Source organism: Corynebacterium alimapuense, assembly GCF_003716585.1.
Classification (GTDB): Bacteria; Actinomycetota; Actinomycetes; order Mycobacteriales; family Mycobacteriaceae; genus Corynebacterium; species Corynebacterium alimapuense.
This window is the reverse complement of sequence record NZ_PTJO01000003.1, coordinates 755931-772610: the sequence shown is the minus strand read 5'-3', so window position 1 is coordinate 772610 and position 16680 is coordinate 755931. Positions and strand designations below refer to the sequence as shown.

Sequence of the window (16680 nt, the reverse complement as noted above, 5' to 3'; positions counted from 1 at the left end):
GACCGCCACCAGCGGACACCGGGGGCCTTGTCGTGTGTGGGAAGATAATCGGCATGTATTCCATTGGTGTCGATCTCGTCCATATCCCGGGTTTTCGGGAGCAAATGGAGATGCCCGGTTCTCGCTTTGAGGCAGTATTTAGCGCCCTGGAACTGCGAACGGCCTCGACTCGTCTGGATCGTTCCCTGCACTTAGCTGGCCGATGGGCGGCCAAAGAAGCCTTCATCAAGGCCTGGTCGCAGGCGATCTATGGGCGCGCGCCAGTGCTTTCACCTGAGCAGGTAGATTTTCGCGAGATCGAGGTCTGCCCTGACCGCTGGGGGAGGGTGGCCTTCGAACTTCGTGGAGTGGTGGCAGATGCCGTCCACACCAGCCTGGGGGAGATCTCTACTAGCCTCTCGATCAGCCATGACGGTGATTATGCGACGGCTACCTGCGTGCTAGAGCAGCGTTCAAACCTGAGCTAGCTGGTGGCTACCGCGAAGAGGTAGGCCACCAGCATGCGCTTGATTTCCTCGACGATGGAATCGAAGGAGGCGGTGTCATCGCCGCCCAGATCGAGCGTCGCATAGTTCAGTAGCGACGAGACCGTATGTACCAACAATCCCGCCAGCCGTTGGCGCTCCTGCGGGGTGGTGTTCGGCGAAAGCGGAGCCACGACCTCGGAGATGATGTCGAGCATCTGCTTTTCAGTAGCAGCAGCAGTGGCCCGAGTCGTAGGCGTGGACTGCACGGCATGCCAGACTGCGCGCCGAGAAGGATCCTCGCGCCACATCCGCGATAGGTGCTCAATAAATTCATCGAGAATATCGGGCCACTGCAGGGCCGGCACTCGTTGGCTGAATTGCTTGAGCTCCGCGACAGTCTCCGCGGTATCTACTCGGTCAAGCTCGCAGATGAGAACATATTTGTTGGCAAAAAACTGGTAGAGCGTCCCAATGGGCACTTCCGCGCGCCGGGCTACTTCATCGAAGGTGAAAGACTCGAATCCGACGTCGACGAGCACACTGCGGGCCGCGCTGAGGATTCGGTTGAACCGTTCCCGGCTGCGTGCCTGGGCAGGGCGCCGCCGAGGTACGAGGATGCCTTCCTCGGTGGCATCGGCAGCAGCCGCATCGACGCTAATCAGTTTCTTGCTCATGATTGACTATCCCAAATCGCGCAAGATGCGGGCGACGTGCCCGGTGGCCTTGACGTTGTACTTCGCAAACCCGATTGTTCCGTCGGCTTCCACGAGGAAGGTCGAACGGATGACGCCCTGGACAACTTTTCCGTAGTTCTTTTTCTCCCCGAAGGCTCCCCAGGCAGTCATGACCGACTTATCGGCATCTGAAAGCAGCGGGAAGGTCAGACCATGATCGGCGCGGAAGGTAGCCAATTTCGCCGGAGCATCGGGGGAGATGCCCAGCACCGTGACCTCCTGCTCGTTGAGCTGTGCCAGGGAATCGCGGAAGTCACAAGCCTCGGTGGTACACCCTGGCGTGTTAGCGCGTGGGTAGAAGTAGACGAGTACTCGTCGGCCCGCGAAATCGGAAAGAGAGACCAAATTTCCGGTGTCATCGGGCAGTGAGAACTCAGGTGCATTGTCGCCGACAGTAAGACGTGAGGAATCAGTCATATCCCTCACCATACCGGTCGAGCTATGCGGAGAGCCCACCGTGCATGTCCAGGCCGCGTTACACTACCCTCATAGTTAGTATCGTCCTCTAGTAAAACGTGAATCGGGAGAACCCAAGTGGCACGAGATATCGATGACATCCAGCGCGAGATCGAGCGCACCCGTCGCCAGCTCGCCAGCACTCTGGATGAGCTGGCGGACCGTACCAAGCCTAAAAACCTCGTAGAGGGCGCCAAGCGCGAAGCAACCGCGAAGTTCCAGGACCCGAAGGTCCAGAAGGTACTCGCTGGAATCGGCGTCGTAGTAGCAGGTGGCATTGCTTTCGCCATCGTTCGTAGCCGCAAGCGCAGCAACGATCTTGAGGAACTGCAGAAGATCTTGGCTGGGCGTTCCTAAGTCGTCTCGTGAGAGACTCTTTGGGCGTCTGAGCCGCCATCGCAGCTAGGTGGCCGAAGCGATGGCGGTGCGAATAATAAGTTAGCTGAGCTGGGCTCCTGCGGAGACCAGCTCAAAAAGCGTCTCTTCAGCACGGTCTGGATCTACAGCCGCGCACAGATCGGTGAGCACGCGCACTTCAAAATCTTCTGCTAAACCGTCGAGAACGGTAGCCCGAACACAGTGGTCGGTGGCGATTCCCACCACATCGAGCTTATCGACGTCGCGTTGGCGCAGCCATTGAGCCAAACTGACTCCTTCTGCGTGACCTTCAAACCCGGAATAGGCAGCCGTGTAGGCGCCTTTCCGGAAGATCTCCTCAATGCCGGACAGTTGTAGCTCCGGATGAAAAGCCGCACCGTGGGAGTCCGCCACACAATGCACCGGCCAGGTATCTAGATAATCCGGGGTAGAAGAAAAATGAGCTCCGGGATCAATATGCCAGTCTTGAGTAGCCACCACATGGGCGTAGCCCTGACCATGTTCATCTTGATAGCGGCCGATTAATCCAGCGACTTCTGCGCCTCGATCGGTAGCTAGTGCGCCACCAGGGCAGAAATCATTCTGAACATCGACGATGACAAGGGCACGTCGGGGACTGGGCATGAGTGACTCTCCTGATTGATCGAAAGGCTTTCCCCAGCCTAGCGATTTTCGGTCCAATTCCCACCGGATCAGCCTCGACGGCGGCGTCGATAAGCTGGCTTGTTGCAGCCGGTAGGCTCAGTGGAATGCAGATGCGAACCCCGATACCTGATTATCTGGAAAAGATTCTTGATGTCGTACGCGACGAGGACGGGGGAGAAACTGCCGGTTATATCCCTGAGCTAGCAGCCGCCGATCCCGAGCGCTTAGCCATGGCGATATGCACCACCAGCGGGCATATCTACTCCGCCGGGGATGCCGAAGTCGAGTTCACCATTCAATCGATCTCGAAGCCGTTTGTTTATGCCATGGCGCTCCAAGAACTCGGCGAGCACGCTGTTGGGAAAGTCGTCGGGATGGAACCTTCGGGGGAAGCTTTCAACGAGCTTTCGCTGGATTCCTTCGATAAACGCCCCGTGAATCCGATGATTAACGCTGGTGCGATTGCCGTTAACCAGATCATCAACGGTGAAGATTCCTCCGTGGAAGACCGCGTGGAGAAAATCCGGAAGCTGTTTTCCCGATTGGCTGGCCGGGAGCTGACCATCGATGAGCAGGTGCGCGACTCCGAACTTAGTCACTCCGACCGCAATCTTTCTATCGCTTATATGTTGCGCAATTACGACATCATTCATGATGATGCACATGACGCGGTCACCAGCTACACCAGCCAATGCTCGATCCTGGTGAATACTCGTGATCTTTCAGTCATGTCTGCCACCCTGGCCAACGGCGGCGTCCAGCCGGTCACTGGAGAGCGCATTCTCACGCCTACTGCGTGCCGGTTGACCCTGGCAGTGATGAGTTCTGCGGGCATGTATGACGCCGCGGGCCGATGGATGTCCAAGGTGGGCATTCCCGCTAAATCCGGAGTCGCCGGCGGATTAATCGGTAACCTGCCCGGTCGGCTGGGCATCGCTACTTTCTCTCCGCGCCTAGACCCACAGGGCAACAGCACTCGGGGAGTGAGATTTTTCGAGCGACTCTCCCACGACATGGATCTGCACCTGATGTCTTCTGATTCTTATGATGCCGCAGGTGTTCGCTCGATTGCCAGGGATGGCAACCGGACCATCATCCGGTTGCAAGGAATGGTCAACTTCCTTGCTGCGGAGAATATCCTCTATGAGCTAGCTGGTGAGCCCCTCGGTGGGGAAGAGATCATTCTCGACGTCTCCCGGGTCACTGAGATCAACCGGGTGGGACGTCGAATTGTGAAAGAAGGATTGCGTCGTCTTCGGGAACAGGGGTTCTGGTGTGGGATCTATGATCCTGAGGGCTTGGTGAGCAACCTGAAATACGCTGACGGGACCTTTGCCCACAAAGTGGAGTCGCTGTGATTTGAAGCGCGAGCGGCTGGAGCTGGTTGTCGAGAGCTCCAGCTAACTGGCTTGGTTGCTTGTGGGGCAGGGGGTAAGAGACACCTCTTTGGGGAGAGATAGAAAAAACCAGATCAGGAGGTTTAAAAACCTACCGTGATCTGGTCTTATTGTGCGCCATCAGGGACTTGAACCCCGAACCCACTGATTAAGAGTCAGTTGCTCTGCCAATTGAGCTAATGGCGCTAATGTTGTTTTCTGAACCGGTGTGGGCTCTTCTTTGCAACGAAGAAGAATATAACAGGAAATCAACGGCCTAGTAAAATCGCCTGTTCAAACGGGGTTTTTCAGAGGCCGATAACCGACCTTTCCTGTCGGATGTCTGTGCAGATAGCAACGATTGAGTGACAAGCTCTTGTTTTGCGTGTCCAATGAGGCCTCAGAGGCTTGTGTAGTGGTTAGAGTGGTCTGATATCTATTGCGCTTTAGGGAAGGTCTGTGTTGAAAAATCAGTGGTCTGTGGTCAAACGCATTGGGGCAGTCGCCGTTACTGCACTATTGACCGCGGGAACGCTCAGTGCTTGCGTCATTGAGCGAGAATCGGATGGCCTAACAGGGTCTTCTTCTGAGCAAGACTCGGCTCAGCCAGCACAGCTGCCGACGGTGTCAGTGAAAGATGGGGCGACAGATGTTGATCCTTCCGTTCCGGTGACTGTGACAGCCGGCGAAAACGGGCTGGCAGAGGTTGAGATGGTCAACGAGAACGACAAGGTCGTTGACTCTGAATTTAGCGATGATAAGAGCAGCTGGGCCACTACTGAGGATCTTGGATACAACCGCACCTATACGGTCACAGCAACCGATGATGAGGGGGAGAGCGTTACTGCCAGCTTCAGTACCGCGACTCCGACCACGACCTCGTCAGTAGCGCTATCGCCAATAGAAGATTCGACCGTAGGCGTGGCGCAGACCATCGCCTTCCGCTTTGCATCAACCATCGATGATCGACAGGCTGCCCAGGACGCAATCACCATCACCACCTCTCCGGAGGTGGAAGGCGCGTTCTACTGGCTCAATAACAGTGAGGTTCGCTGGCGTCCAGAGGAGTTCTGGGATCCGGGCACCACGGTGACCGTAGATGCAGACATCTATGGTGTTGATCTGGGCGACGGAGTCTATGGCGCCAATGACAACGCCACTAGCTTTACCGTCGGCGACGAGGTGACAACGGTGGTAGATGATGCGACCAAGACCATGACTGTTAGCCGCGATGGCGAGGTTTTGCGCACTATCCCAGTGTCTCTAGGTACTGATAAATGGGCCACTCCGAATGGCACTTATATCATCGGTGACCAGTACGATTCTTTGCTGATGGATTCCGAAACCTATGGGCTTGACCATGAAGATGGCGGCTATAGTACGGAGGTGGACTATGCCACCCAGATGTCCTATTCCGGCATCTTCGTTCACGCCGCCCCGTGGTCGGTATCGCAGCAGGGAGTGTCGAATGCTTCTCATGGTTGCGTCAATGTCACCACCGAGGCTGCCAGTTGGTTCCAGAGCGTAGTTAAACGTGGTGATCCGGTGGTTGTGAAGAACACCTCCGGCGAGACGCTATCGGGGTATGACGGCCTAGGCGATTGGAATATTCCGTGGTCGACGTGGTCGGCAGGTAACGCTGACGAGACCTCAGCGTGGTAGTTGATCTCCTGTTAGTTTTCTTCCGCTGAGCTAGGGGAGTGAGCAGCTTCTCGGGCTGAGAAGGTGTGCTGGCGTAGCGTGGAGTGGTACGCCACATCCTCGAGAGGGAAAGATTGCCACCATGACTAGCGCTGTCCCCAATGCCACCCTCAGCAACGGCGTGAACATGCCCGTGCTGGGGTTTGGCGTATTCCAGATTCCGGCTGAGCAGACCGAACGAGTGGTCACCGACGCGCTAGCTGCGGGCTATCGCCATCTCGATACTGCTGCCATTTATGGCAATGAAAAGGCCGTGGGAGCGGCGATTCGCGCTAGTGGGATTCCCCGCGAAGAGCTGTTTATCACCACCAAACTTTGGGTTCAGGATGGTGGCGAAGACGGCGCCAAGAGCGCTTTTGGCACCTCGATGACTCGACTGGGCCTGGATTATCTGGATCTTTATCTAGTTCACCAGCCTTTTGGTGATTACTACAGTTCCTGGCGGGCGATGCAGGAGCTTTATCTAGAAGGTGCGATCCGGGCTATTGGTGTCTCCAACTTCTATCCCGACCGTCTGGTCGATCTGATCGAGCACAATGAGATTGCTCCGATGGTCAACCAGATTGAGACCCACCCCTATTTCCAGCGGGCTGGCTATCAAGGATTCATGGCACAACGGGGTGTCCAGATTGAGTCCTGGGGGCCGCTGGCAGAGGGGCGAAATGAGATCTTTACTGATCCAGTATTGAGCGAAATCGCAGGTGGACATGGAAAGAGCGTGGCGCAGGTGGTGCTGCGTTGGCTTATCCAACGGGAGGTCATTGTGATTCCCAAGACCGTGCGACCTGAACGCATGGCAGAGAACTTCGCTGTCTTTGATTTTCAGCTCGATGAGCTAGAGATGGGACGGATCTCTGCGCTAGATACCGGGTCGAGCATCATCGTCGATCACAGCGACCCGAAGGTTGCCAGCAAGCTCGGTGGCGCGCGTGTGAGTTAGGACGCAAGTAGAAGCGCTGGGGTATTGACGAACGTCGATGTGGAGAATACGGTAAGGATCGATCGACGTCGATACGTTCTTGGTGCTGTGCGCCGGATGGATCCTCGTCACCCCCCCGAGCGATCTAGGAGACTATCTCTTCCATGACATCACCTCTGGACAAGGCCACCGGTACTGACGTGGTTGTGGTCATCGGCGCCGGCCCCGTCGGATTGGCCGCCGCTGCACACCTTTCTGAACGCGGTTTGTCTTTCCGCGTGCTTGAGCAGGGCGACACAGTTGGGGCGGCAATTTCCCAGTGGGGCCATACCCGGCTGTTTTCGCCCTGGGAGTTCAACATCGACACCGCGGCTCGGCGCCTGCTTGAGTCCCATGGGTGGATCGCCCCAGCCGATGATGGCCTGCCCACCGGGCATGAGCTGCGAGAGAGCTACCTCGAGCCGCTGGCTGCCATTCCGGAACTGGCCTCGGCTATGAGCTTTCATACCCGTGTAATTGCCGTATCCAAACTAGGGATGGACAAGACCCGCACGGCTAAGCGTGACAACACTCCGTTCATTGTTCGCGTCGAGCATTCAGATGGCAATATCGAAGATATTTACGCTGCTGCCGTGATCGATACCTCAGGTACTTGGTCGATCCCTAACCCCTTGGGTCAGGCTGGGCTGCCGGCACCGGGTGAGCGACAAGCTCGCGAACAGGGCCTAATTACCCAGGTTCTGCCGGACATTCTGGGCCGTGACCGTGAGCGCTTTATCGGCAAGGAAGTCTTAGTCGTTGGTGCTGGACACTCCGCCGCGAACTCCCTACTGGAGTTGGCTGATCTTGCGGAGCAGTACCCAGATACCAAGATCAGCTGGGCGGTGCGCTCTGCAGATGTCAACCACGTCTATGGCGGCGAAGACAACGACGAGCTGGCCGCGCGCGGTGCGCTGGGCAGTCGCCTGCGCCGCTTGGTCAGTTCCGGCGATATTCAGGTGCATACCTCGACGGTTATTAGTTCTTTTGAGGCAGGCGAGCGGTTGAGCGTGCACGGGCAGAACCCGGATGGCCAGCAGCTGATCGAGGTTGACCTACTCGTTCCGGCCACTGGCTTCCGTCCTGATCTCACTATTCTCTCTGAGCTGCGCTTGGAACTCGACATCGCCGTCGAGGCCCCGGCGGAACTAGGACCGTTGATCGACCCGGAGTTCCATAGCTGCGGTTCCGTTTCCCCGCATGGTGAGCGCGTACTTGCTCATCCCGAAAAGAACTTCTACATCGCAGGTATGAAGAGCTACGGACGCGCCCCAACCTTCCTTATGGCCACCGGCTATGAGCAGGTCCGCTCGATCGTGGCCGCACTAGCCGGGGACCGTGCCGCCGCCGATGCTGTCCATTTGGATTTGCCCGAGACTGGCGTATGCACCACTGACCTTGGTGGAAGCTGCGACGCTCCGGCGCCGCGGCCTAGTGGGGCGACTGGGTCGGTTGAGGAAGGTTGCTGCGGGGCTGCTCCGGTTGAGTCGGAGGTAGCCGAGCCTGCTGAAAGTGGCTGCTGTGGTGGGGTCGAGCCTGCCGAGCCGGTCGTTTCTAAGTCAGCTCCGAGTGGCTGCTGTACCCCTGCACCGCAGATGCTGGGACTGAGCATTCCGGCTAGGAACTAGCTGACCTTCCTTTATTAGCCCCCAGGTGCCTAATCGGGCATGGGGGCTGGTGGTGGTGCATTGTGTACCGCGATGTTTGTGTCTTGGTGGCCCGTGCTGGTCTTGGCGCCTCTGTTAGCAATGGCAGCCTTAGCAGCGTGGTTCGAGTGGGAAGCGCTGGGCTTAGGTATATACATATATTGATATTGCAATATCTTGAATTACGTGCTGTACTTGAGGCATGGCATTAGAGTCCGGCATCGTGCAAGCAGCAGAGCTTTTTAAGATCCTGGGGAACCCTTCCAGGCTCGAATTGCTGTGCGCCATTGAGCGAACGCCACTCGCGGTAGGAGCATTGGCTGAGGTAACTGGACTTTCGCAGCCCTTGACTTCTCAGCATCTACGAACGTTGCGTCAAGCAAACCTCGTCACTGCGGAGCGTCAGGGCAAGGAAGTTATCTACCGAATTGCTGACCTGCATGTTTCGCATGTGATCGCTGATGCTCTCATCCATGTCCTTGAAGCTGATGCTGCAGAAGCAACCGTCACCCCCTCTGCGGAAGGAAATGATCATGACCACCACTAACGAGCACGCAACAGCTGAACATACCGTCACCGAGCACGAGCACGGACCTAACTGTGGCCATGAGGCCATCAAGCACGAAGACCATATGGATTACCTGCATGATGGACATCGCCACGCTGTGCACGGCGGCCACTACGACGAGCACTGATCGCGTCGTTTTCTTTAACTGAGAGAGGGGTGGATGACATTAGTCATCCACCCCTCTCTCACTTTTTTATTCGCTGCCCGCACGCTTGGAGCAGCTACCTAGTAGCTAGTGTTTCCTTACCTGTGAGGACTTGGTGATGATAGAAAAATCCCCTGACCTTGTTTTCAAGGCCAGGGGATTTCATCTTTGGGGTGGCTGACGGGGCTCGAACCCGCGACACCCAGGATCACAACCTGGTGCTCTACCAGCTGAACTACAGCCACCATTGCTGCACGCTTTCGCAAGCAGCGAGATCAAGGTTATCTCATCAGCGGGATTTTACAAAAACCGCTGGTAGTCGGCGGTTGCAGCGCGTGCGCACTCGGTTGCTTCACTGGTTGACGGGCCTGGAGATTCCACGAACACCGCGCGACGGTAATAGGAGAGCTCTTGAATGGACTCCACAATATCGGCTAGTGCTCGGTGAGCCATTCCCTTGGCTGGCTGCTGGAAGTAGGCCTTAGGGAACCACCTGCGGGCGAGCTCTTTAACGGAAGAAACATCGACCATGCGGTAGTGCAGCGCAGCATCTAGCCGCGGCATCTGCTCCCGAATGAAGGTGCGGTCAGTGGCGATGGAGTTTCCGGCCAGCGGGGCGGGATGCTCAGGCGAACAGTGCTCGGCAATGAGCTCAAGCACGGCATCCTCGGCTTGGGTCATGGTGACCGTGGACTCGCGGATCTGCGAGGTCAATCCGCTGGAGTTGTGCATGTTGACGACAAAGTCGTCCATCTTTGACAGCTCTTCTTCGGTGGCGTGGACAACCAAGTCGACGCCCTCGCCGAGAATGTTCAGATCAGCATCGGTCACCAGTGCCGCCACCTCTACGATGACGTGCTGGTGCACATCTAATCCGGTCATCTCTAGATCGACCCATACGAGGCGATCGTTTTTCTCCGCAATCTTCATGCCATTGTCCTTTTGAGTCATGTCTTAAGCGCCCATCTTTGAGTAGAAATACCCCATCAACGGCGAGATCAGTCCGGTCGGTGCGACCTTGGATACCGCATTCATCACCTTACTCAGCGGGCCCGGCACTACTCGACGTCGGTTTTTCGACATAGCCTCGAGGGTCTCACGGGAGCAAGAATCATAGGTCGTCCACAAAAAGTCCGGAACAACCTTATCGACGATCGATTTTTCACTGTCTGGAATTGTCGCCTCGCGCACCGGTCCCGGCGCCAACAAAGTGCAATGAACGCCCAAGGGCTTGAGCTCGTAGTGCAGTGCCTCAGTGAAGGCATTGACCCCAGCCTTGGTGAACACGTAGGTGGCGTTATTAGGGATCGGAATATTGCCGGCGGCTGAGCCGACGTTGCAAATGGCACCTTGTTTACGGTCAACCATCCCGTCGAGCACTGCCCGGGTGATTCGGTGCACCGCGGTGGCATTGAGATTGAACTGATCGACCTCGTAGTCCCAATCCTGCTTGATCAGCGGGCCGAAGGAAGCAATGCCGGCGGAGTTGATGAGGATGGAGACCTCGCGGGCGTCGATACGCTCGATCAATGAGCTGACCTGATCATGTTTGCTTAAGTCCGCGGCGAAGACCTCGACGGTGACGCCGTGAGCGGATTCCAATTCCGCGGCTAGCTCGGCCAGGACGCTCTCGCGCCGGGCCACGATAATGAGGTTGTGGCCCATGGAAGCTAAATCGCGCGCCATGGCCATGCCGATGCCTTGGCTGGCTCCGGTAATAAGCGCACGGGTATCTGGGCTGGGGGAGGGCAGTGTCATGGGGATCCTTAAAAGGTCTACGAGGACAAGAAGTGTGTCGTTTGCTTCTTCTACCGTATCTAGGTCGCGCTAGGATCCGAGTGAACGTGGCGCAGACTTGTCCTTAGTAGGAGAACTCAGACGTAAATGGGTGTTGATTGCCAGCAGATTTCCAACCGACTGTAGGGCAGGTCACAGATTAAGTACTTTCTTTCCCGCCCGAACGAGGCGAGCGCGTTTTAATCTGTACCAATGAATGCTGTGCTGATCGCCGTCTTGGTGATGCTTGTCCTTGCTGTATCCAGGGTCCATGTGGTCCTGTCCCTGTTTATTGGTGCTCTCGTCGGTGGTCTACTTGCGGGGCTCGGACTCGAAGCCACGATGGTGGCTTTCCAGGACGGGCTTGCTGGTGGTGCTCAAATTGCGTTGAGCTACGCCCTGCTGGGTGCCTTCGCTATGGCGGTGGCTAGCTCGGGATTGCCGAAACTGCTGGCCAATTGGCTAATTGCCAGGTTGGACGTAACCAATGAGGCTACTAAGCGCAATACCGTCGCGGTGACCAAGTGGGGCATGGTAGCCGGCATTTTGGCGATGGCAGTGATGAGCCAGAACCTCATTCCGGTTCACATCGCCTTCATCCCGCTGCTCATCCCGCCATTGCTGACAGTATTCAACCGTCTCAATATCGACCGTCGATTGGTCTCCAGCGTGCTGACCTTCGGCCTGGTGACCACCTATATGTGGATCCCGGTTGGATTCGGAAATATCTTCCTCAACGAGATCCTGCTCGGCAGCATTGAGACTGCCGGCCTAGATACCAGCGGCATCAACATCATCACCACGATGGGTATCCCGGCGTTGGGTATGTTCTTAGGCCTGTTGGTCGCGGTGTTTGTGACCTATCGTAAGCCCCGCGTTTATGAGGACATCCCAGTTGCTGTTAACAGCTCTGAAGAAGAACCCATTTCTCGCTACCGCGTCTCTGTTGCGTTGGTGGCTATCGTGGCTACTTTCGCTGTCCAGGTGATTTTGCAGGCCAATGATTCAGAGGTTGATTCACTGCTCATTGGTGCGCTCACCGGCCTGGCAATTTTCATGGGTACTGGTGCGGTGCGGTGGAACCAAGCTGATGACGTATTCACCTCAGGCATGAAAATGATGGCGCTGATCGGTTTCATCATGATTACCGCCCGCGGTTTCGCCGCAGTCATGACCGCTACCGGAGACGTAGAAACCCTAGTTACCACTACCGCGGACCTATTCGCTGGCAACCAGGCAGCTGCCGCTCTAGCGATGCTGCTGGTGGGCTTGGTGGTCACCATGGGCATCGGATCATCCTTCTCGACGCTGCCGATCATCGCCACCATCTATGTTCCGCTGTGTATCACCATGGGCTTTTCTCCAGTGGCCACAGTCGCGCTTATCGGCACAGCAGGTGCACTGGGTGACGCTGGTTCCCCGGCTTCTGACTCCACACTGGGCCCGACCGCCGGCCTGAACGCCGATGGCCAGCACGACCATATTCGGGACTCGGTCATTCCGACGTTCCTGCACTTTAATCTCCCGCTCATCGCCGCTGGCTGGATCGCTGCAATGGTGCTTTAGTACAGATCAAGAAAAGGTGGCAGCACAGTCCGGGGATAACGGAATGGGGCTGCCACCATTTTTGTGCCTACATCAGGCTATCTTTCTAGCTGGGGCTAGCTGCCACATAGGTACGACTGCAGGATCAATGACAGGAAGAGCATGAAAAAGAGTAGCCATGACCATCAAAGCTGTGAGCCGCTCTCCGTGGTCGTTCTCGAATAGGCGCATCATTGTGTGCGCCACGAGGTAGCCCAAACCAGCAGGGAGCTTCTCTGCTCGCACTACGTGGAACCGGATATTGGGGGTCTCCCGCTAGACCGATTTTCAGATGGCCTTTAGCTGCCGGAGCGACCATTTCGAGACTGCTCTTCCCCGTTCGGTCTCCCGCTCCGTGGTCATTGCAGGACGTCGCTTCTGAAGAATCATCAGTGGTGGATCTAAACTGCCCCTCGTTAGAGGGGGATCCTTAGGGCTGCAAAAGTGGAAACTAAGTGGTTTAATCCACTTGATCTTTGACACGCATTGCTTGGACGTCGGGAAACGGTGACAAGTCGAAAGTGGCAGGCTATCGCGACTAAATCCCACCTAACCCACGGTGATATGTCCATCATCTTGATGGCTGGCTGTGGTGAAGTTCCTTCGGATCTATTGCCATCGCTGGTCCCGCTGGGACAGTATTAGTCTGAGGAATTGATGATGTAAAGATAAGATAGCCATGATAGAAATGAATTCCCTCCTTGCTCATTGAGCTACGGCTACCCCTTTGATCAAGATTCACTGAAACCACCACACAAATACAAATAACGGAAGAGCATTTATGGCTATGGAAGACCCGTCGGACTATATTCGCGCCGATATTTTCGATCCGAACCTGACCTCCGCCGAGCTGAGCAGGGTGGCATTTGCGCGTCCTGATCTCCAAGAGATAATCCTGAGCCACCCCAATTGCCCGGTGGATCTTGCAGCTCAGCTAGGAATTCAAGCGCCGCCAAGCCCTTCGGTCGATCAGGCTCCTACCGATGCACAACCTATTGTCAACAGCGTAGAAAGCGATCCCAATCCTTATGCTGCCCCGACTGCTGCTGAACCCGTCGCCCCGACTGCACCGATAGCCCCGCCCGCTGCTGCTGAGCCTTCGGCGCCGAGCACTCCTGCCGCTTCTGCCGCCGCCGGCGCTGCTGGCTGGAGGGAACATATTCCGAATGCGGAGGGCCTCTCCTTTGGGAGTGCGAAGAGCCGGTGGCAGGAGAGCTGGCAGAAGCGCGAGCCAATCGTGTCGAAGGAAGAAGCCCCAGATGCCTCAACCTGGCAGCGGTGGGCCCCCTTCGTGCAGACACGAGCATCATTTGTGCTGTTGGGCGCCACGGTCCTCTCCGTTATCAGCCTTTTCCTGCCATTGGTCAGGACTCCGGAGATCGAGCTCTTTGGGTATGTTGCGCAGGAAGCAGTGTCTTTCAGCCTTATTGATCTATTCTCCGCATCGTTCCTAGCTGGACTGGGATCACTGTTTTTCCTGATCTCGATGATCGTGCTCGCACTGATGTCAGTTCTTATTGGCGGACGGGAACTGCGACTCGCCGCGGGTGTTGCCGGTGTGATTATCGGATTCCAGACGATACTCGTTGGTCTCGGTGCCACAGGGGGAGTCCGTGCCATCTCTTCGTCCCTTGGGTTCGACAATATTACCGTTGGCCTGGGTCTGATCCTGCTCTCTATTTTTGCTGTCATCATTGTGCTTTCTGCCATCGCCATGATCATTCCGGCAAAAGCCAAGCCTTAGGATGGATTGTCCAGCCCTTGGTGCAGCTCTCGCCAATAGCGGACCTACACCAACAGAGCTGAGGATTTAACAGCAAAACCAACTCTGGGATCACAGCTCTGGTGCTGTTATTTCAGGAGCTGTCTTAAAACACAACTGGCCAGGCACTGAAATGTCAGTGCCTGGCCTTTGGTGCCCCCAGCAGGATTCGAACCCGCGACCTGCCGGGTAGAAACCGGATGCTCTAATCCACTGAGCTATGGGGGCGTGCGGGATAAATAATAGCGCACGGAGGGCTAACCCCGGAAAACCTATCCGGCTAGGACACCGATGGCGGTGCTATTAGGGTGGGGGGCATGTCGCAACCCCAGGAAACGGTGATGGAGAAGACGGCCGGTTCTACCGAGACGTCGATTAGCTCAATGAGGAAAGTGCGGTCGACGTGGCCGCTCTACCTGCTCTTTATTACGGTTGCGGGTTTAGTCGGAGCGACGATCTCTTTCGGGCTGCTCTCCGAGTCGCTGATCGCGCTCGGTATTCCTGATCCAGGGCCGGTCACCACATTTGGGCTGCCGTTTTTCCGCGCGGTGGGCTGGATGCTGGCGGCGCTGTCGATGGGTTCGTTTATGTTCTCCGCGTTTTATATTTCACCGCGGTTGCCCGGCGGGGACAATGATCAGTTGGTCAACGCCAAGCTGACGGTAGATGGGCACCTGGCCGCGCGCACTGGTGCCGTCGCCGCGCTGTGCATGGGCCTAGTGGCCTTACTCATGATTCCGTTGGTGCTGTCGGATGTATCCGGCACCCCGTTTGTAGAAACCCTCGAACCTGCCAGCTGGGCGGTTGCCCTCGAACAGGTAGCCACGGCGCAGGCCTGGGGTGTGGTGGCCTTGATCGCCTTTCCCGTCGGTGTGGCTGGGCTGTTCTTGCGGTCTTGGCTAAGCCAACCGATGCTGGCACTGGGTGCGGTCATGATGATTGTGCCCCTAGGCATGGAAGGCCACGCGGCTACCGGCGGTGACCATGATTACGGCACCAACTCTTATCTCTGGCACCTGATCTTCATGATGGTGTGGATTGGTGGCCTCATGGCGCTGATCGCACATGGTCGCCGATTGGGGCCGGACCTGGGCACTGGCCTGCGTCGTTATTCCACGGTCGCACTATTTTCGATTGTGGTGATGGCTGTCTCCGGGTTGGTCAACGCAGCGATCCGAGTGGAGTGGTCGGATTGGTTTAGCACCACCTATGGCTCGATTTTGGTGGCCAAGACCGTAGGAATTGTCATCTTAGGGTTCATGGGCTGGGTGCACCGGATACTCACCATCCCGCGTATCGACGATCGCCCCTCCCTCTTTATTCGCTTCGCCATCGTAGAAGTCGTAGTCATGGCTGCGGTCACAGGTGTGGCGATCACTATGGGCCGAACTCCGCCACCTCCGCCACGAGATCCTAACCTCTCAACGATGGCCATTGAGCTGGGATTTGACCTCTATGAACAGCCCACCCTGACCAACGTGTTCACCATGTGGCGTTTCGACGTCATGTTCGGCGCGATCGCGGTCCTGCTCACCGTCGGCTACCTCTACGGTCTCTGGCGGGTACGGCGCGCTGGTAAGCAGTGGAAGACCAGCCACACGGTGTGGTGGCTAGTGGGTACCGGCACGTTGCTGGCGACCACTAGCTCTGGGCTGGGGATGAACATGGGCGCTAGCTACTCGATGCATATGGTCGTCCACATGCTGTTGTCGATGGTAGTGCCGCTGTTTCTTGCTCTCGGTGCTCCGTTGTCACTGCTGATGGCGGCCTATGAGCCGGGCGCGCCGGGTCGGCCGGGGGTGCACGATTGGGTCAAGGCATTCACAGCTGCACCGCTGCTGCGGTTTTTGACTCATCCAGCGGTCAACACGGTGCAGTTCCTCTTCTTCTTCTACATCCTCTACCTGATCGTTCCTTTCTATAATCTGATGATTTCCGAACACGCCGGACACTTGTCGATGAACTGGGTGTTTTTGATCTCCGGCTACCTGTATTTCTGGGAGCTGGTGGGCAAAGACCCACTACCTAATCGGCGCCCCGCCGCCATCCGATTGGCGTGGTTGACCGTGTCGATGCCTTTCCACCTATTTGCCGGCGTTTATCTCATGCAGATGGGCACCATCCTGGGCGAGGAGTTTTATATGAACCTCGGCCTGCCCTGGGAGTTGGATCTTCGAGAAGATCAGCGTCTCGGTGGCGGTATTGGTTGGGCTTCTGGTTCCTTCCCACTTGGCTTGGTCTTTTTCATGCTGTTTATGGAGTGGCGGCGTGATGATCGGATCTCCGAGATTCGCTATGACCAAAAAGTCGAGTCTGGCGACGATGAAGACTTTGAGGAGTACAACCGGATGCTCTCTCGGGCCAATTCTGGCGAAGACCTCCATTCTGAGTACTACAACTCGGAGTTCCGGAAGGAATAGCCCAGCTAGGTGCCACCCTATGTTGTGGATAAGCCTCTGTTATCCACAGCTTATCGACGCCCCC

Annotated in this window: 16 protein-coding genes and 3 tRNA genes; 11 read left to right on the top strand and 8 right to left on the bottom strand. The window is 56.6% G+C overall.

Annotated features, from left to right (window positions below; genetic code table 11):
• Window positions 1-53 precede the first annotated feature (53 nt).
• Window positions 54-467, top strand: a complete 414-nt coding sequence (gene acpS, locus C5L39_RS04975; protein ID WP_123047733.1) for a holo-ACP synthase AcpS — start codon at window positions 54-56, stop codon at window positions 465-467.
• Here the strand turns inward: acpS and C5L39_RS04970 are convergent.
• On the bottom strand, window positions 464-1141 hold the full coding sequence (locus C5L39_RS04970) for a TetR/AcrR family transcriptional regulator (protein ID WP_123047732.1): 678 nt from the start codon (window positions 1139-1141) through the stop codon (window positions 464-466). The two genes, acpS and C5L39_RS04970, sit on opposite strands and share 4 nt — an antisense overlap.
• 6 nt (window positions 1142-1147) lie before the next feature.
• Window positions 1148-1618 carry a thioredoxin-dependent thiol peroxidase gene (gene bcp, locus C5L39_RS04965; protein WP_123047731.1) on the bottom strand — a complete coding sequence of 157 codons (471 nt, stop codon included), beginning with the start codon at window positions 1616-1618 and terminating at the stop codon, window positions 1148-1150.
• 117 nt (window positions 1619-1735) lie between these two features.
• Between bcp and C5L39_RS04960 the strand changes: the two genes are divergently transcribed.
• Window positions 1736-2014 (top strand): DUF3618 domain-containing protein, encoded by a 279-nt coding sequence (locus C5L39_RS04960; protein WP_123047730.1) that lies wholly within the window; start codon window positions 1736-1738, stop codon window positions 2012-2014.
• A gap of 81 nt (window positions 2015-2095) precedes the next feature.
• Here the strand turns inward: C5L39_RS04960 and C5L39_RS04955 are convergent, their stop codons facing one another.
• Window positions 2096-2659: a nicotinamidase gene (locus C5L39_RS04955; RefSeq protein ID WP_123047729.1), complete on the bottom strand. Its 564-nt coding sequence runs from the start codon at window positions 2657-2659 to the stop codon at window positions 2096-2098.
• A gap of 131 nt (window positions 2660-2790) precedes the next feature.
• On the opposite strand from C5L39_RS04955, the gene C5L39_RS04950 reads away from it, so the two are divergent.
• The gene (locus C5L39_RS04950; RefSeq protein ID WP_123047728.1) at window positions 2791-4038 is read left to right on the top strand and encodes a glutaminase; all 1248 of its coding nucleotides are present in this window, start codon (window positions 2791-2793) and stop codon (window positions 4036-4038) included.
• Window positions 4039-4190: 152 nt separating this feature from the next.
• Here C5L39_RS04950 and C5L39_RS04945 read toward each other — a convergent pair.
• Window positions 4191-4263, bottom strand: a tRNA-Lys gene (locus C5L39_RS04945).
• Window positions 4264-4515: 252 nt separating this feature from the next.
• Between C5L39_RS04945 and C5L39_RS04940 the strand changes: the two genes are divergently transcribed.
• The 5 genes from C5L39_RS04940 to C5L39_RS04920 all read left to right on the top strand — a co-directional run bounded on the left by C5L39_RS04940 (window position 4516) and on the right by C5L39_RS04920 (window position 9056).
• On the top strand, window positions 4516-5718 hold the full coding sequence (locus tag C5L39_RS04940) for a L,D-transpeptidase (protein ID WP_245974875.1): 1203 nt from the start codon (window positions 4516-4518) through the stop codon (window positions 5716-5718).
• A 121-nt stretch (window positions 5719-5839) separates the two neighbouring features.
• Window positions 5840-6697 (top strand): aldo/keto reductase, encoded by an 858-nt coding sequence (locus tag C5L39_RS04935; RefSeq protein ID WP_123047727.1) that lies wholly within the window; start codon window positions 5840-5842, stop codon window positions 6695-6697.
• 143 nt (window positions 6698-6840) lie between these two features.
• A complete protein-coding gene (locus tag C5L39_RS04930; RefSeq protein ID WP_123047726.1) occupies window positions 6841-8343 on the top strand; it encodes an FAD-dependent oxidoreductase in 1503 nt (500 codons plus the stop codon).
• A 220-nt stretch (window positions 8344-8563) separates the two neighbouring features.
• Window positions 8564-8908, top strand: coding sequence for an ArsR/SmtB family transcription factor (locus tag C5L39_RS04925; protein ID WP_123047725.1), 345 nt, complete (start codon window positions 8564-8566; stop codon window positions 8906-8908).
• Entirely contained in the window at window positions 8895-9056 is a 162-nt protein-coding gene (locus C5L39_RS04920; RefSeq protein ID WP_123047724.1) for a zinc transporter permease, read from the top strand. Before C5L39_RS04925 ends, C5L39_RS04920 begins: the two co-directional genes overlap by 14 nt.
• Window positions 9057-9243: 187 nt before the next feature.
• On the opposite strand, the gene C5L39_RS04915 is transcribed toward C5L39_RS04920, so the two are convergent.
• The 3 genes from C5L39_RS04915 to cmrA form a co-directional block, all read right to left on the bottom strand.
• Window positions 9244-9319, bottom strand: a tRNA-His gene (locus C5L39_RS04915).
• Between the two features lie 55 nt (window positions 9320-9374).
• On the bottom strand, window positions 9375-10025 hold the full coding sequence (orn, locus tag C5L39_RS04910) for an oligoribonuclease (protein WP_123047723.1): 651 nt from the start codon (window positions 10023-10025) through the stop codon (window positions 9375-9377).
• A 3-nt stretch (window positions 10026-10028) separates the two neighbouring features.
• Window positions 10029-10832, bottom strand: coding sequence for a mycolate reductase (gene cmrA, locus C5L39_RS04905; protein ID WP_123047722.1), 804 nt, complete (start codon window positions 10830-10832; stop codon window positions 10029-10031).
• Between the two features lie 231 nt (window positions 10833-11063).
• Between cmrA and C5L39_RS04900 the strand changes: the two genes are divergently transcribed.
• Together C5L39_RS04900 and C5L39_RS04890 are read left to right on the top strand one after the other, a co-directional pair.
• Complete coding sequence (locus C5L39_RS04900) at window positions 11064-12416, top strand: Na+/H+ antiporter family protein (RefSeq protein ID WP_123047721.1); 1353 nt, start codon at window positions 11064-11066, stop codon at window positions 12414-12416.
• Between the two features lie 799 nt (window positions 12417-13215).
• Window positions 13216-14178 carry a variant leucine-rich repeat-containing protein gene (locus tag C5L39_RS04890; RefSeq protein ID WP_123047719.1) on the top strand — a complete coding sequence of 321 codons (963 nt, stop codon included), beginning with the start codon at window positions 13216-13218 and terminating at the stop codon, window positions 14176-14178.
• Between the two features lie 169 nt (window positions 14179-14347).
• On the opposite strand, the gene C5L39_RS04885 is transcribed toward C5L39_RS04890, so the two are convergent.
• Window positions 14348-14424: transfer RNA gene (locus C5L39_RS04885), tRNA-Arg, on the bottom strand.
• A gap of 89 nt (window positions 14425-14513) precedes the next feature.
• Between C5L39_RS04885 and C5L39_RS04880 the strand changes: the two genes are divergently transcribed.
• Window positions 14514-16616, top strand: a complete 2103-nt coding sequence (locus C5L39_RS04880; RefSeq protein ID WP_425453840.1) for a bifunctional copper resistance protein CopD/cytochrome c oxidase assembly protein — start codon at window positions 14514-14516, stop codon at window positions 16614-16616.
• Window positions 16617-16680 lie beyond the last annotated feature (64 nt).

Bases quoted from the DNA above. Each gene is read 5' to 3' on its own strand.
- C5L39_RS04935 (WP_123047727.1), top strand. From the start codon at position 5,840: ATGACTAGCGCTGTCCCCAATGCCACCCTCAGCAACGGCGTGAACATG.
- C5L39_RS04900 (WP_123047721.1), top strand. From the start codon at position 11,064: ATGAATGCTGTGCTGATCGCCGTCTTGGTGATGCTTGTCCTTGCTGTA.
- C5L39_RS04950 (WP_123047728.1), top strand. From the start codon at position 2,791: ATGCGAACCCCGATACCTGATTATCTGGAAAAGATTCTTGATGTCGTA.
- acpS (WP_123047733.1), top strand. From the start codon at position 54: ATGTATTCCATTGGTGTCGATCTCGTCCATATCCCGGGTTTTCGGGAG.
- C5L39_RS04970 (WP_123047732.1), bottom strand. From the start codon at position 1,141: ATGAGCAAGAAACTGATTAGCGTCGATGCGGCTGCTGCCGATGCCACC.
- C5L39_RS04925 (WP_123047725.1), top strand. From the start codon at position 8,564: ATGGCATTAGAGTCCGGCATCGTGCAAGCAGCAGAGCTTTTTAAGATC.
- orn (WP_123047723.1), bottom strand. From the start codon at position 10,025: ATGACTCAAAAGGACAATGGCATGAAGATTGCGGAGAAAAACGATCGC.
- C5L39_RS04930 (WP_123047726.1), top strand. From the start codon at position 6,841: ATGACATCACCTCTGGACAAGGCCACCGGTACTGACGTGGTTGTGGTC.
- C5L39_RS04880 (WP_425453840.1), top strand. From the start codon at position 14,514: ATGTCGCAACCCCAGGAAACGGTGATGGAGAAGACGGCCGGTTCTACC.
- bcp (WP_123047731.1), bottom strand. From the start codon at position 1,618: ATGACTGATTCCTCACGTCTTACTGTCGGCGACAATGCACCTGAGTTC.
- C5L39_RS04890 (WP_123047719.1), top strand. From the start codon at position 13,216: ATGGCTATGGAAGACCCGTCGGACTATATTCGCGCCGATATTTTCGAT.
- cmrA (WP_123047722.1), bottom strand. From the start codon at position 10,832: ATGACACTGCCCTCCCCCAGCCCAGATACCCGTGCGCTTATTACCGGA.
- C5L39_RS04955 (WP_123047729.1), bottom strand. From the start codon at position 2,659: ATGCCCAGTCCCCGACGTGCCCTTGTCATCGTCGATGTTCAGAATGAT.
- C5L39_RS04920 (WP_123047724.1), top strand. From the start codon at position 8,895: ATGACCACCACTAACGAGCACGCAACAGCTGAACATACCGTCACCGAG.